Annotated in this window: 9 protein-coding genes and 1 rRNA gene; 5 read left to right on the top strand and 5 right to left on the bottom strand. The window is 51.1% G+C overall.

The window, feature by feature from the left end:
* The first annotated feature begins 9 nt into the window (after positions 1 to 9).
* Positions 10 to 405 carry a hypothetical protein gene (locus BGX16_RS09810; protein ID WP_146139568.1) on the top strand — a complete coding sequence of 132 codons (396 nt, stop codon included), beginning with the start codon at positions 10 to 12 and terminating at the stop codon, positions 403 to 405.
* Positions 406 to 465: 60 nt separating this feature from the next.
* Here BGX16_RS09810 and BGX16_RS09805 read toward each other — a convergent pair whose 3' ends face one another.
* Together BGX16_RS09805 and BGX16_RS09800 are read right to left on the bottom strand one after the other, a co-directional pair.
* A complete protein-coding gene (locus BGX16_RS09805; protein ID WP_100425863.1) occupies positions 466 to 1,986 on the bottom strand; it encodes a carbohydrate-binding domain-containing protein in 1,521 nt (506 codons plus the stop codon).
* A gap of 207 nt (positions 1,987 to 2,193) precedes the next feature.
* Positions 2,194 to 4,380: a carbohydrate-binding domain-containing protein gene (locus BGX16_RS09800; RefSeq protein ID WP_100425862.1), complete on the bottom strand. Its 2,187-nt coding sequence runs from the start codon at positions 4,378 to 4,380 to the stop codon at positions 2,194 to 2,196.
* 204 nt (positions 4,381 to 4,584) lie between these two features.
* Here BGX16_RS09800 and BGX16_RS09795 point away from each other — a divergent pair, with 204 nt between their 5' ends.
* Together BGX16_RS09795 and BGX16_RS09790 are read left to right on the top strand one after the other, a co-directional pair.
* Positions 4,585 to 5,724, top strand: a complete 1,140-nt coding sequence (locus BGX16_RS09795; RefSeq protein WP_100425861.1) for a glycosyltransferase — start codon at positions 4,585 to 4,587, stop codon at positions 5,722 to 5,724.
* A 6-nt stretch (positions 5,725 to 5,730) separates the two neighbouring features.
* Entirely contained in the window at positions 5,731 to 8,202 is a 2,472-nt protein-coding gene (locus tag BGX16_RS09790; RefSeq protein WP_100425860.1) for a DNA topoisomerase III, read from the top strand.
* Between the two features lie 37 nt (positions 8,203 to 8,239).
* Here BGX16_RS09790 and BGX16_RS09785 read toward each other — a convergent pair whose 3' ends face one another.
* A complete protein-coding gene (locus BGX16_RS09785; protein ID WP_100425859.1) occupies positions 8,240 to 9,346 on the bottom strand; it encodes an exonuclease domain-containing protein in 1,107 nt (368 codons plus the stop codon).
* Positions 9,346 to 9,900, bottom strand: coding sequence for a hypothetical protein (locus BGX16_RS09780; protein ID WP_100425858.1), 555 nt, complete (start codon positions 9,898 to 9,900; stop codon positions 9,346 to 9,348). The genes BGX16_RS09785 and BGX16_RS09780 overlap by 1 nt, the downstream gene beginning before the upstream one ends.
* A 100-nt stretch (positions 9,901 to 10,000) precedes the next feature.
* Here BGX16_RS09780 and BGX16_RS09775 point away from each other — a divergent pair, with 100 nt between their 5' ends.
* Both BGX16_RS09775 and BGX16_RS09770 read left to right on the top strand, forming a co-directional pair.
* Positions 10,001 to 10,873, top strand: a complete 873-nt coding sequence (locus tag BGX16_RS09775) for a glutamate--tRNA ligase family protein (protein WP_100425857.1) — start codon at positions 10,001 to 10,003, stop codon at positions 10,871 to 10,873.
* Between the two features lie 194 nt (positions 10,874 to 11,067).
* Complete coding sequence (locus tag BGX16_RS09770) at positions 11,068 to 14,988, top strand: DUF3320 domain-containing protein (RefSeq protein WP_157797976.1); 3,921 nt, start codon at positions 11,068 to 11,070, stop codon at positions 14,986 to 14,988.
* 150 nt (positions 14,989 to 15,138) lie between these two features.
* On the opposite strand, the gene rrf is transcribed toward BGX16_RS09770, so the two are convergent.
* Positions 15,139 to 15,253, bottom strand: a 5S ribosomal RNA gene (gene rrf, locus BGX16_RS09765).
* Positions 15,254 to 15,303 lie beyond the last annotated feature (50 nt).

Here is a 15,303-nt window from a genome sequence, read left to right as displayed (position 1 = left end):
GATTCGCCTATGGGATGGAGAAGTGTTCTTTTGACTATGGCTCTAACCGGTTCCGTTGCTTTGGCGGCGGACGATCCGGTGATCTTTCAGCCGAAGAAAGCTTCTCAAATTTCCAACGTGGATTCCACTCAGTCGAACTCCATCCGATTTGACGTGAGCATCTTTGGCGAAGGCGCTATTGGCTCCATGTACGTTCTTTGGGATAACGTGGACCTTTCCGAAGAAGTCAAAAAGCTTTTGACAAAGCACGAGTTCCGCAATAACGAATACTTTATGCAGAACATCGACCGCGAACAGTTCGAGCAGGAACGTATGTTGCAGCTCTTTGAAGATAAAAAACGCGAATACTTCCGCATCTTCCCTTCCGAAATTCTCAAGGAAAAGGAAGACGAAGAAAACGAATAATCCGTAGTCATCCGCTGTCATTGCAAGGCACAGCCGAAGCCATCCTTGTGAATTCAATTTTTAGTCAGCCGTGCAGGTCGATGCGACGTAAGAATCCGCTGTGAAGGTGAAGGAGCAGACCGCTGCACCATCCGCATAGACGGTATACGTTCCTGCGGCAAAGTCTGCGGAAGAAGCGTAAATCGAGGAAATATTCTTGCCAGCCGTTGCGGAGTAAACCGTCGTACCGGAAGCGTTTTCGATTGTCACCGTTGCTCCGCTTGTGATGTCCGCCGGAAGCTGGGCTGCCACCGTATAGGCAGTCGCTTCTGACGGAATCATCGTTTTCATGTAACCGCCACCGAGGCCGAACCAGCTACCGCCAGAGACAACCATCTCAGAAGTCGAAATAAACGGTTTTGAACTCTTGGTGACCGTTGCAGAACCGCCACGCAGGTACATCGCAGACTTGGCATTAAAGCCTTCGTCGCCCGATTCCACATGAAAAGTGCCGTCAAAAATCATCACCGTAGAACCCTGGACAGCATCATCTGCGGAGTGGATCGTGTAAGAGCCGCCAGCAATCGAGTCCATGTAGAACGCCTTGATACCGTTATTTCCCACGTCCATCGTATAGGTTCCCGCCTTGATGCAGACGCGACCCTTTGTCGAATCCGTTTCCTTGTCCGAAGAAATGCCCGAACCATCACCGGTGCGCAAGTAGTAGGAACCGCCTTCGTTGATGCGGACAGAGCGATTACCCTTGATTGCGTTGTTTACCGTATTCACATAAATCGTCGGGCTGTCGTTAATAATCAAGTCCGCCTTCGTATGAATACCGTTGTTGTAATTACCGGTCACATACAAAGTACCGTTTCCCTTGAGGGTCAAGTCTTCACGACCATAGAGACAAGCCTTCGGAACCGAATCGGCTTCCGTATAAGTGCCGACCGCCATGTAACGATAGTTACGAGCATCAGACAGGATATTCGTCGAACCTTCGGCCAGTTCAATTTTCAACTTGTCTCCGCTGACAAGGAAGACCGGAGCATTTTCGGAGTTGCCGAGCATCACTCCGTTGAAAACAAATTCCACTGTGGAATTTTCATCGACGGTCACCAAGATCTGGCCATCGCTCATCGTGCCGCTGAACACATAAAGACCAGCGCTTCCAACGACCAGCTTATTATCTACCACCGAAACGGATTTCGTTCCCGCATTCGTTACCGTAAAGCCGCTTTCTGCAAGTGTCACAATCACAGCGGAATCCGGTGCAGAATAAGAAGCCGCCGTCGGAGAAGTCGGAGTATCCCAGGCGAGCCAGGTGCTCGTGCTGAGCGTATCTGTATCCGTCGCAGTGGATGCATCGGAATCTGAAGCCGAAGAGGTCGAAGAAGTGAGCGCCGCGCTTGATGTCGCACCGTCTGCAGAAGAAGATTCCGCCGCATTATCCGCAGAGGACACATCTACAGAGGATTCTGTACTGCTGGAAGACTCTTCCGAATTCGCATTTGAACCCGAGTCAGAAGAGGAACAAGCCGCGAGGAAGGCAAAAGCCGATGCGGCGCAAATCCATTTGAGAGATGACATTTTTTGATTCATAAAAACCTCGCTCTCTTAATATATCCGCAAAGTGGGAAAATATTTCCCCAAAACAAGAGTATGTCGTATTTTTTACGCAGATGGGTGTAACTTTACCCCACAAAAGCATTTCATTCCGAGAGAATTTTCGGACGATTTCCTTCCCCGATGAAAACAAAAAGACCCTCATACAAAGGATCTTTTTGTGGTTATGGGTATGATGCAAAACTACTTGTAGTAGTAAGTCAGGCCATTCGGGAAGTTTACTGCGGTCATCGAAGAGACGTCCACCACGGAGACAGAAGTCACACTTCCACCGTAGATGATCATGCTTCCAGATCCCTGCGGCTTAAAAGCTGCGCTGCTAGAACCGTAGTAGTTCGAATTCGTATAGGACGTTGCCGTGCAAGACGGATATTCTTCTGTCTGGCTACCGAATCCGAGCAGCACGCCACCCGTAATGGTGTAGCCGTTATCCGTATCGATGAGTCCACCAGCCTGATTTGTCGAGCAGGAACCCGAACCCGTGCCACCGCCCCAACCGCTACCGCCCAAATTGCCGCTAGAACTTCCAGAGCGAGACAGTATTTCAAGAATCAACACTCCACCGGTCTGTGTAGCCGTACCGTTTGCATCCAAGACGTCCACATCATTGCCCGAAACACTGATATAGTGATAACCGCCGGTGATCACGATGTAACCCACGCTCGTAGAGATTGCGCCACCGCCCATATTACCGCCCCAACTGTTGCCAGTCGAAGCGCTTGCGCCTTCATTCTTTGAACCACCTGCAGCATTCCAACCGTCATCCGTGCCGTAAACAGCCGTAATACCCGCATTCGCATAAATGTACACGCCTTCGAAAGCTTCCGTGGAAGTTGTCACATTGACAGTCGCGCCGTTCAAGTAAAGATTGTTGTCCGCATGAACGCCGTCATCGAGAGCGCTAACCGTCACCGTACCGCCTTCGAGGTAGACGTTCGCATTCGCATGAATACCGTCATCCTTCTTCGAAGTCAGATTCAAAGTACCTGCGTAGATATAGATCGAGCTATCTGCCTTCAAAGCCTTTGCCGAGTCTCCCGAGGCAACCACCGTCAAAGTCGGAACACTGACGCTGTCATCAATCAGGATGTAGTTCGAAGCCTTGATGCCTTTGTCCCCAGAATTCACTGTAATCTTACCGCCCGTGATTTCGATGTAGCCCTTGCCTTCCGCAAGTTCCGTTGCATCGTCTTCATCGGACTTGATGCCGTCACCTTCCGAAGTCGTCAAAGTCAAAGTACCACCGTCGATTGCGACCGAGTTTTTGCCCTTGAGAGCGTGATTCTTGGTCGTCACAGTAATCGTCGGAGCACCGCCGAATTCGTCGTCATACTTGATCTTCAAATCCTTCGTTGTATGAATACCGTTGTTATAGTTACCCGTCACGTTCAACGTACCGGAACCTTTGATGGTCAAGTCATCCTTGGCGTAGATCACAGCGCCGGTCGTATCTGTTTTCGTTTCTCCGTCCTTCGTGTAGCTATAGACATTCGTGCGAGAGTTGCCATCTTTCAAGGTGTTGATCGTTCCGCTCACCGCCACAATGAACGTCTTGTCCGAAGACTGAGAATAAATCGGGGCATCGCTACTCGTAAGAGTAAGGCCGTTTAAGTAGAGATACACCTTATCTTCTGTTGAAGCCGTCACCATAATCTGGCCGTCATTCGAAGTTCCAGAGAAGTAATAGATGCCCGCGCAAAGAATCTTCACCACAGAGCCATCGATTTCCACGCAGTTGTTGTTATTTTCAACACTTACGCCCGAAGTGGAGAAGGTCACCACCGGGGTCGAACCCGTTGAAGCGATCGAAGACGAAGAAGTTGTCACCCCTGTTGTGCTCGAAGTTGCGGTTGCCGAAGATGTGGCCAGCGTTTCACTCGAAGTCACTTCAGCAGCGCTCGAAGAAGAAGCGACCGTCAAATAGACCTTGGTGCAGCTCGCATCGGTAATGTTGTAATAGTAAGAACCAGAAGCATCGCTGTAGAAGTAGAGATCGCCCACGATCGAAGTCGGATTCGTCGTTTCACCGCAAACGGCATTCGAAGCCGTCGATGCAGAACTTGTGCCGACATCCGTCGAAGATGCGTCAGATGAAGCCGCTGAAGATTCCTCCAACGTTGTATAAACGATCGAACCATCCACAAGTACAGAATAGATCACGGCGCCCGTCGTCTTATCTATGCAGTACGTATTGCCGAGGCCGTCTTCATAAGCGGTATAGTCGCCACAGACGTCGACAGCGGATTCTACCGAAGTCATACCCGTTGTAGAAGCTGCGTTATTCGAATCCGAACTGCTACAACCAAAAAGGGCTACACAGCCAAATGCGGTAGACGCAGCGAGAGATAATTTCTTAGAAAAGTATTTCATAGGCTATTCCTTTTTCCTAAAAGTAGACACCCCTTTTTCAAAAACCATGTAAAAGCGAATTTTCAATTCTTGCTTTGCGGGGAGAAAATTCCCGACGAAATCAAACCGGGAAGATTCTCCACGATTTTTTTGGGGGCCAAATGGAGTGGCTTTTAAGTCGGGACATCCAACCCCGAAAACTTTCTTGAATTACATTTAGCATGCATGTTTTGGATTGTTCTTGAATACGCCTTTGCCATTTTGATGGTTATCACCGCCCTTTTCTATGCGGTATTTGAAATGCGTCTTTTCTGTGCACTCGGAAAAGTCCACTTGGGCAATTCCATTCGAAATCCGCTGCCATCGGTCAGTATTCTCGTATCCGCAAGGAACGAAGAAGCGGGAATTTCCAAGACCTTGGACTCCCTGATGAAGCAGCTTTACAAAGGCCGTTGGGACATCTGGATTGCAGACGACCGTTCCACCGACCGCACCCCGCAGATTCTTGCCGAATACGCCGAAAAGTATCCAGACCGCATTCACGTAGTCACGATCTCGGAACTCGCTCCGGGTGAAAGCGCCAAAAAGAACGCCATCGCAAAACTCGTCGCCGCCTCCGAAGGGGAAATCCTCCTTCTCACCGACGCCGACTGCATCGTGCAACCGACCTGGATCCGCGCCATGATCCGCGAATTCGAACCGGGCATCGACTTTGTCGCAGGACATTCCTACATCGAACTTCCCACAGACCGCACCAACTGGCTTTTGAACATGCAAGCCGTGGAAACCATGGCTTACCGCATCGCAGGCACCGGGGCTCTCGCCATGGGAACGCCGATTACAAGCACCGGGAACAACCTCGCCTACCGCCGCAGCTTCTTCGAAGAAGTCCACGGCTTTGAAGGCGTCTCTAAAATCCAAAGCGGTGACGACGATCTGCTTTTGCAAAAGCTCGCCCGGGAAGCGCCTTGGAAGGCTCATTATTCGATTGATCCGGAAGCTTTCGTCACCACTCAAGGCAAAGAGACCCTGCCCGAACTTTGGGAACAGCGTAAACGCTGGGCATCGAAGACCACCTACTACGCTCCGAAAATCGTTGCGCTCCTCGTCGCGGTCTTCATCTTCTTCTGCCTCATCTCACTCGGCTACGTGCTATCCTTCTTCAGCTTCAACATTTTCCTCGCGACGCTCTTTGGTGTTCTCGTCAAACTCGTCGGCGATTCATTGGTGGAACTTCGCGGTCTTCGCATTTTCCAGCAAAAGCAACTTTTCAAATGGTTCCTCCCCGTAGAAATCATTCATGCCCCGTTTACCGTATTTGCCGTGCTCTTCGGAATAGCCGGTCATTTTAAGTGGAAAGGTTAATTTCAAATGGTCAAAAAAACTGATACCGCTGCAGAAAAATTAACTCTCGTCATCGCCGAAAAACCGAGCGTCGCCGCGGACCTTACCCGCGCTATCACGACCGGAGGAAAGTTCAAAAAAGAAAAGACCTATTACGAAAACGGAGCGTACATCGTTTCTTGGGCTCTCGGCCACTTGGTAACGCTCTGCGATCCCAAAGAAATCAGCGACAAGTACAAAAGTTGGGAAATGGAAACGCTTCCGATTCTCCCGAAAGAATTTCAGCTGAAGGCGATTCCGACGTCCAAGGCTCAGCTCACCGCCCTCGGTAAACTCATCCGTCGAAAAGACGTTGGCACGATTGTGAACGCGTGCGATGCCGGTCGCGAAGGCGAACTGATTTTCCATTACATTCTTGAATTTGAAAAAGGCAAGACCGGTCTCAAGGGAAAAACCTTAAAACGTCTCTGGATGCAGAGCATGACCTTGGCTTCCATTCGCGAAGCCTTCGAAAATCTGCGTACCCATGAAGAAATGCAGAACCTTCTTGACGCCGCACTGTCCCGTTCCGAAGCGGACTGGCTCGTGGGCATCAACGGTTCGAGAGGCCTAACCGCCTACAACAGCCGCTTCGGCGGATTTCAACTCACCCCATGCGGACGCGTTCAAACGCCGACGCTCGCCATAATCGTGAACCGCGAAGAAGAACGCAACGCCTTTGTTTCCAAGCCTTACTGGACAATCCAAGGCAACTTCGGTTCGGGAAAATCCGAATACGAAGGCAAGTGGTTCAACCCGGACCTCAAGACCGACAAGGATCACATCTGGGAAGAAGGCCAGGCAGAAGAAATTGTCAAAAAGTGCAAAGGCAAAACCGGTACCGTCACCGAAACGACCAAGCCGAGCACACAAAAATGCGGACCGCTTTACGACCTGACGACCCTGCAGCGAGAAGCGAACAACCGCTTTGGCTTCAGCGCAAAAACGACACTCTCGATTGCCCAGGCACTCTACGAAAAGCACAAATTAACCTCCTACCCGCGTACCGATAGCCGCGCCCTCCCCGAAGATTACGTCGGCACCGTCAAAAAGACGCTCGGCACCATGGAAGGAAACCTTGCGAAGTTCGCCGAAAAGGCTCTTGAAAACAACTGGGTCAAAAAGGATCCGCGCATCTTTAACAACGCAAAAATCTCGGACCACTTCGCCATCATCCCGACCGGCAACAAGATGAAGTCGCTTTCCGAAGCGGAACTCAAAGTCTATACGATGATCTGCCAGCGCTTCATCGCGGTCTTCTACCCGGCAGCGGAATATTTGAACACGACCCGCATCACGGAAATCGAAGGCGAAAAGTTCCTGACCGAAGGCAAGATTTTGAAAACGCCGGGCTTCAAGGAAGTCTACGGCAAGACCTCGGACGACGAATCCAACGTTGCCCCGATCGACAGGAGCGGTAAGGCAAAAGCGATCGAATTCATCATCTCCGATGAAAAGACGAATCCGCCGCCGCGCTACACCGAAAGCACGCTTCTTTCCATGATGGAAAATGCGGGGAAGCTCGTCAAGGATGACGAACTCGCCGATGCGATGAAGGACCGCGGCATGGGCACTCCGGCAACCCGCGCAGCGATCATCGAAAAACTCATCTCCGACAAGTACATGGTCCGCGACGGAAAAGAACTCATTCCGACGAGCAAAGCCTTTGGCCTCATCCAAGTCGCCCGCGCAATGAAAATTGAAAACTTAACTTCTCCGGAACTCACCGGTGAATGGGAATATCAGCTTTCCCAGATTGAAAAGGGCAAAGAAACCCGCGTCGAATTCATGAAGGGCATCGAAGACCTCACCACCAAAATGGTCGCGAACATCCGCGGTTTCAAAGAAGAAGACACAAAGAAAGAAGCCTCCTTCAGCCCGGTCAACGGTTGCAAGGTTTACGAAAGCGTCTCCCGTTTTGAAACCGAAGACGGCATTCAGATTCGCAAGATTCTCGGTGGCCGTAAAATGGCGAACGAAGAAATCGTCGAACTTTTGACAAATAAAAAGATCGGTCCTCTGACCGGATTCCGCTCCAAGCGCGGCATGGAATTTTCCGCAGGGCTTATTCTCGAAAACGGAAAAATCAAATTCGCCTTTGACAACGCGGACTCCGAAGAAATCGAACTCGGCGAAGAGCTCGGCAAATCTCCGATTGATGGAAGCCCGGTCTTTGATACGCTCACCGCTTATGTTTCGCAGAGCTTTGTGGACAAGGCCAAAACAGGTCTCCGTCTGAACAAGATAATCCTCGGCAAGGAAATTTCCATCGACAACATAAAGAAAATGCTTGCAGGCGAAAAGACGGACCTCATCCAAGGGTTCCGCTCTACAAAGACGCACCGCCTCTTTGATGCGTACCTTTTGCTCGACGCCAAAACGGGAAAGATCAAGTTCGAATTCCCGCCGCGCATTCCGGGCAAGGGTCACCGGTTCGCCAAAAAGAAAGCGGAAGAGTAAATCGAAAAGCGCTCCCGTTCAGCAGGAGCGTTTTCTTTTAGAGTTCAGCACGCTTGGGCAAAAATTGCACACGGATACCGCTTCGCTGTAGCGCGGGCCTTAATATCGGCACCAAATTGTCCGTCTGCGTAAACGGGACCATCCTTTCCAAAATATCCGAAAGCCGATAGCCGTTATCTTCTTGCAAAAAGGCATAGCCCTGCACCTTGGCATTCTGCACAATCACGACGCCACGGTCCCCCATAAAACGCCCCGGCAAAAAAGCAGCCATATCGGGTAAAGGCGCTCCGACATCGGATTTTTTCTGCACCACGGCGTTACACGGAAAACGTTTCTTCGCAAGTTCCGATTCTAAGCAGAGCTTTGCCAAAAGCTCCGAACCGAGCTCTTTTACGCGAATATCATAAATGCCGTCCGTCAAGCCTTTAAGCGGACTGCGGCGTGTATTGGAAAGGAGTTCCAAAACACGCGTGCGCGCATTTCTCGCCGCCGTCGCATACAAAATACCGTCCTTGCCGACGAAATAAACGATGCCCGGCGTCCGCGGAAGTTTCATGATCATCGCATCGTTCCAGCCCTTCGGATAAAAGACCGGACGCTTTCCGCCACGCAAAAGTTCTTCAATTTGCGAAAGCCCACCCCTTTCCTTCGCAAAAATCAAAAGGTTCGCCGCCGCTACGGCATCGTTCAACGCTCGATGCTGTCCAAAATCCGGAAGTCCAAGTTCCATCGTCAGTTCATGTAAACTGTACTTGGGAAGTCCAGGAAATACGCGGCGGGAAAGCTTCACCGTACAAAGCTTTTCCGGTGAAAAATCCAAACCGGAACGTTTCATTTCCGCCCTGACCGCTCCATAGTCCGACGCCACATTGTGCGCTACAAAAATGCGACCTTCGAGCATCGCATCGATCTGGGGGGCGATTTCATCGAACTCCGGAGCATTGCACAGCATTTTCGGTGTAATGCCTGTCAGGTTCTGAATAAACGGAGAAAGCTCCACAGGGACCTTCACCAGCGAATCAAACTTCTGGGTGATTTTCCAATCGTCGACGAGAACCATTCCGATTTCGATAATTCGGGCGTACTCCGGCTTTCCACCGGTCGTTTCGACGTCAACAACAGCAAAATGAGGAGCGGAATTCATCAGCGCACATCAAAATCGATCGAACTGTGGGAATCTTCCACACGCGCCTTGATAGGCTTGCCATTGAGCTTCATATACAGCGGCACAGAAAGCAAATACGTGACACCGGCCGTTTCCGAAGGCACCGCCTTCGCTTCCGAAACCGGGGCCTTATAAACCTGTTTCTTACCTACCCAAACCGTGTACGTAAAGGTCCGCGGATTTCCATAATGCACCTGGGCTTCCGGAACACAGAAATGCACAATGCCTCCTGCCGGAAGCGTTCTCAGACTATCCTTGATGTTTTCTTCCGTTGCAAAATCCGCCTCCATTCTCATCCGCATATCTTTTCGCAGTTTGTCTGCGGATTCATATTCAATGGAGACCGTCGTCTGCATATCCTTCGGGATCGCCGATTCGCGAATGTCCCGAACCCTGGAATTGTTGTTGTAATACTCCCAACGGCCGTTATCGTGGAGAATCACCACAGAACCGTTCGAAGTCGTCGCCGTCATATCGCTAGCCCACGCAAGAGCGCATACCGCCAAACCCAATCCAAGAATGCGTCCGATCATAAAATCTCCAACATGATCCTAAAATTTGCAATCGCCCCTAATATAAACTTTAATTTTTGAATTCAAAATTTTTTACTCATTTTAATTAACTTATAACGCGATGAATTCCGAATATCCATTCACCCGATTTGCTCCGAGCCCAACCGGCTATTTGCACCGCGGGCATATTCTTTCCGCACTCTGCGTCTACGCAGCCGCTGAAAAATTCGGCTACCGAGTACGTCTGCGCATCGAAAACCACGACCAGAGCCGTGCTAGGCAGGCCTACATCGACGCGATCCGCGAAGATCTCGAATGGTTAGGCTTTACCTGGGATGCGGAATCCATCCAGAGCGCCAACACGGAACGCTATGAACGCCTGCTCGAGCGGCTTCGTTCAAAGGGTCTCATCTACGCCTGCAACTGCTCCCGAAAATTTACTTTCGAAACAAATCCGACCAATTCCGACGGTGAAATCATTTACCAGGGACACTGTCAAAATCTTGGACTTCCCTTCACAAAAGATCATGCGGTGCGTTTCAAAACGCCAAATGAAAATATCGAATGGGAAGACCTGCTCCTCGGCAAGTTCATGGAAAACCCCAAGGAACTCTGCGGCGACTTCGCCCTCAAGGATCGCATTGGGCAGTGGACCTACCAATTCGCCGTCGTTGCAGATGATTTTGAAGAAGGCATCGGACTTGTCGTCCGCGGAGAGGACCTTAAACATTCCACTTCACGTCAAATCGTCCTCGCTCAAGCTCTAGGTAGAACCACGCCTCCGCTTTTTTTACATCATCCTCTGATAGTCGATCCTATGGGCAAAAAGCTGTCCAAGCGCGAACACGCTGCAAGCATCCGAGGCGAAAGAGACAAAGGCAAATCCGCCGAAGCGCTTCTCGGCGAAGTCTGCGCAAAAGCAGGAATCATTAAAAAAACGCAGCTTCTTTCTGTAAAGGATTCAATTCAACTCGTAAAAAATCGCCTTTTCTAGAAGTTTCAAATTATATTCCGTAATATATGGCGGACGCTCTGTACCAAAAACTGTTAAAATTACGCGATGCTTCCTTTGATTTGAGCTCAAAAAGTCGTCTATTGCATGTCGCACCCCGAGCTAAATACCAAACACCGCTCCTTGCCGAAGATGGAATCCCCTTCTTGGAAAAGTGGGTTTATAAGCCAGTTGCATTGCCTCTCTCTATATTCGCCCCGACAGGTGCCCAATTTTCACAGGAATCCCAGAATGCCCTTTTCGCCGATTTCCGCTACGCTTTCCGCACCATGGAAGAAGGAACCGGGGAACAAAACGCATTCCTCGCCATCGGCTTTTTAAGAGCGCAAAGTACAGCTCCCCTGTTGCTTGTCCCGCTGCAGATCGACCCGAAAACCCTCCAGGTTTCTCTCACGGAATCCGCTCCCATCGAGAATGTTCCGCTTCGCCTTAAAAACAAAGGCGTCATCGACCTGCCCACCGCCCATGACTTCTGGGACGGCAAAACTTTTGATATTCGCAAATACTTCGCCGCTGTCGAAGAATGTACTCAAGCCGTTTCCGGCTGGAAAGCAACCTCCCGCGGTATGTTCATCGGCTTCTACGACAAGGCAAGCCTTTACGCATACCAAGACACGGAATCCGCCAATTGGAAGGAGAACGCCACAAAGGAAGCAATGCTCTCCCACCTGCTCTCCGAAGAAGGATTCCACGTCGTCGAATCCGACCTTGAAGAAAGTATTCCAGATGAACTTTTCAACCCGGTCGATCATTATTTTGTCCACACTCTCGATTCCGAAGCGTCCACGGCTTTACTCGAAGCGCTCTCCCCGGAAAACGATATCTATGCGGTCGAAGCTCCGCCGGGATCCGCCAAAGAAGAATTTCTAGCGAACTTCATTTCCGAAAGTGTCTCAAACGGCCAAAAAGTTCTTCTCGCCTACAAAAAAAAGGCCTCCCTCGTCCGCTTCGAAAAACTTTGGAATCCGCCGCACATCAATTACAAGGACATCACACTCGACAAGGCCCGTGAAGCGCTCTCCGAATCACGCAAAGCCCTTGTCGATTACAACCGCGCAAGCAATATGCCGATTTTACCGGGCAACAGCACCCTCTCCGAGGCTCTGCAGATCCTCGGCGAAACAGGCTCGCGCAAAAAGACCTGGCCCGATTCCACTTTCGCAGGTGTCGAAAAGCTCAACCGTGAAAATGTCCACTTTGTCAAAAACATTCTCCAAGATCTTCTCGAGACCTTAGAACGCGACGACGCCAAAAAAGCCCTCAAAGCATACCGCGGGGTCTCGCTCGATTCGACAAATGAATTCCAGTGCAAGAATCTCTCGCAAAAGCTCAAACAGGCCAAAGCGGAATTCCAAACACTTGAAACCCTTGCCGAATGTGTTTCTAAAGCTCTTTTCTTTAATCAAGCTGTCAATATTTCTGAACTCGCCGATGTCAGCAAGGCGATATCGCCCGACTTCAACGAATCCACCCCCGCTTTTGACGATTGGCTCCTCGATTCCAAAGACTGGGAAACTTATGAAGAAGCGCTTCGCGCCCTACCCGATGCTGGGGCCGCATGGTCGGAATTCCGTCGCAACGGTTCACCCGTCTATCTCGACGATGCAATCGACATGCAACTCGGAGCCGCACGAGAAGTCCTCAAGAACAACCAGGACCGCACCTTCAAGGCGTTCTCGGAATATTACCACAACGCCCGCAAGACTTTGCTCCGCACCTTAAAGAATCCAAAACAGGGTAAAAAAGATGCGGACCTGCTCGAACTCACCGATAAGTTGATCCGTCTGCAGGACTGCAAAAAACTCTACATGAACACGGCAGCCCTCGCTGGCCGCCTCTTCGGAAAGTCCTGGCAGTTCGAACATACCAACTGGATTGTCCTCGCCGCTAAAATTCAATGGTTCTATGACTTCCGCAAAAAAACGGAAAAGACGGAAAACGCTTCGCTCTCTTACGCGATCCTTTCCAAGTACAGCCAAATCAAGGACCAGATTCGCAACGCCGACGAACTCCGCGAACTTTGCAAAAGCGCAGAGAAAAATTTCAAATCACTCTGCGAAGAACTAGGCTTTGACGCCTCCGTCGACTGCGAAACCGTCGATGAACAAGCGGAACTCATTTCCCGCTGGGAAGCCTCCCTGCGCCTGCTTCCGCTTTACACGCAAATCCAGCACAAGCGCAACGAACTCTGCAAGCTCGGACTTGCCGCTCTCGAAAACGCTCTCATCGACGAACGCCCAAACAAGAATCTTCTTATCCAGGAGCTCAGCAAGTTCTTCAGCTCCCTGCAAATCCAGAGAGCGTGCAAAATTTTCCCGGCGATCTTCTCGTCTTCGCCCAAGGCGCATTCCAAGCGTGCCCGCGATTTCCGCGAAGCAACCGATGACCTTTGCACCATGAACCTGCGCAATGCCAAGGATGCGCTCCAAAAGAATCCCAAACTTTTGACCATCCTACCCATCGGCCAAGTCGCAGGGGTCTTGCCGCAGCAACCCGAACTTTTCGACATCGCCATTCTGCTCGACGCCGAAGCGGTTCCGCCCCTGCAAGCGATGCCTGTACTGCTCCGCGCCAAACGTGCGGTCCTCATCGGGGATTCCAAACTCCCGACGCCTCCCTTCCCGGCAATTCCAGGCGAAGACCGACATCCTGGATTCATGGCTCCGCAGCTCGAAAGCATTCTTGCCTATTCTCTCTATAAGGGTGCAAAACTTTCCTTCCTGTCGCTGAACGTTCTGCACAAGCATCCGATTCTTATCGACTACGCCAACAGGAATTTCTACAGCCAAAAGATTCGCAAGCTCCCGCCTCCAAATACGGAAGCCCACGAACTTCACATCGTCTACGAAGCGGATCTTTCCCAGGCGATCGCCGATGCCGCCGCAATGCATGTCGAACAGCACCCGATGCAATCGCTCGGCATCATCGTCTTTACCGAAGAACGCCGTCAGAGCGTTTTCCAAGCCATCCTGAAAAAGATTCAGGAGCATCCCGAACTCGGATTTTTCGTTTCCCCCAAAGATATTCTCCGCGACCCGTATGTACGTCTCCCGGAGGAAGCCTCGGGCGATTACCGCGACACGCTCTTCATCTGCGCCGAGCCCAACGCAACCATCGCAAGCCAGGGATTGAATACAAAGCTTATCAACGTTTGCGCCACGCACGCTCTTTCGAGCCTGCGCATATTTGCAAGCGAAAAGGCGGAGAAATCGTCATCGCCGAGTGCAGGCGTCCGAGCCTATGCCGAATTCCTGCAATACGTCGAAACGTCCAAATCTGCAGAAATTTTCAAAACAAGCCCGATCCTCACCCACCTCGGAGAGGAAATCTTTACCGAAATCAACACGGGCGAAATCCAACTGGAAAAGAATTGGAATTACAACGGGGCCTCCGTCCAATTCGCCGTCCACGACGCCAACAACCCGGGACATTTCCTCATCGGCATCGAAACCGATTCCGGAAACGATTTCCTGCGCAATTCCGTCGAGGACCGCCATTATCTGCGCTTCAAAATGCTCGATCGCCTCGGCTGGAAAATTATCCCGCTCTGGTGCCCGAACTGGTACCGTTCCACCGCAGACGAAAAGGGCCACATCCTCACGACCATCGCTGTAGAACAAAGCGTCGCACCTCCGCCCCGCGAAAAGAGCGTGAAAGCAGAAGAAGAGCCCGAATTACACGTAGAACCGTACAAGATTATACATCCCAAAATCGAAGGCTCCGTCCATGACGTTCCCATTCCGGAACTCGCCTCAAAACTTCTCATTTTACAAATGAAGTTCTATGTTGACGCAGAGTCGCCGATTCACGAAAAAAACCTTATACGACGCGTACTGCACCTGCATGGACTGCATCGCGCAGGCCCAGCCGTAGTCCGCGCTATCAAGGATGGCATTGCTCAAGGACTTGCCAAAAAAGCCTTTATCAAAACAGGCCCGTTCTTCTACACGATCACGTCGAAACCGGTCGTCCTCCGCGACCGCTCCGCTCTTCCCGATGAAGAACGCAAACTGGCATTCATCTCTCCCGAAGAACGCGCTCTGTTCCCCGCCGACGCCGACGAGCAAACAATCAAGCAGACACTCGGTCTGCTGTAATTTCAAACAAAACAGTTAAACCCTTTAAAACACAGAAGGCGGACCCGGGTCCGCCTTTTCAACACGGAGCCTTTTTCAGGACCAAGGCCACAAGGGAAGATTCCGGGGGAAAAAGGAAGGGCCCCCGCGATGTCCCGCGGGGGCCCGTGGATCCGGCGGCGACCTACTCTCCCGGGCCCGGGGGCCAGGTACCATCGGCGACAAGTGGCTTGACTTCCGTGTTCGGAATGGGAACGGGTATGACCCACCGTCGATGACCGCCGAAATTTCAATCTCTCAGTACGGGATGCCCAGGGAAAGAAGCATAGCCGGCGA

It is taken from the genome of Hallerella succinigenes (genome assembly GCF_002797675.1).
GTDB lineage: Bacteria > Fibrobacterota > Fibrobacteria > Fibrobacterales > Fibrobacteraceae > Hallerella > Hallerella succinigenes.
Note: the sequence above shows the minus strand (reverse complement) of the source record. Positions and strands in the feature narration are given on the sequence as shown.

Bases quoted from the DNA above. Each gene is read 5' to 3' on its own strand.
- BGX16_RS09795 (WP_100425861.1), top strand. From the start codon at position 4,585: ATGTTTTGGATTGTTCTTGAATACGCCTTTGCCATTTTGATGGTTATC.
- BGX16_RS09800 (WP_100425862.1), bottom strand. From the start codon at position 4,380: ATGAAATACTTTTCTAAGAAATTATCTCTCGCTGCGTCTACCGCATTT.
- BGX16_RS09775 (WP_100425857.1), top strand. From the start codon at position 10,001: ATGAATTCCGAATATCCATTCACCCGATTTGCTCCGAGCCCAACCGGC.
- BGX16_RS09790 (WP_100425860.1), top strand. From the start codon at position 5,731: ATGGTCAAAAAAACTGATACCGCTGCAGAAAAATTAACTCTCGTCATC.
- BGX16_RS09785 (WP_100425859.1), bottom strand. From the start codon at position 9,346: ATGAATTCCGCTCCTCATTTTGCTGTTGTTGACGTCGAAACGACCGGT.
- BGX16_RS09780 (WP_100425858.1), bottom strand. From the start codon at position 9,900: ATGATCGGACGCATTCTTGGATTGGGTTTGGCGGTATGCGCTCTTGCG.
- BGX16_RS09810 (WP_146139568.1), top strand. From the start codon at position 10: ATGGGATGGAGAAGTGTTCTTTTGACTATGGCTCTAACCGGTTCCGTT.
- BGX16_RS09805 (WP_100425863.1), bottom strand. From the start codon at position 1,986: ATGAATCAAAAAATGTCATCTCTCAAATGGATTTGCGCCGCATCGGCT.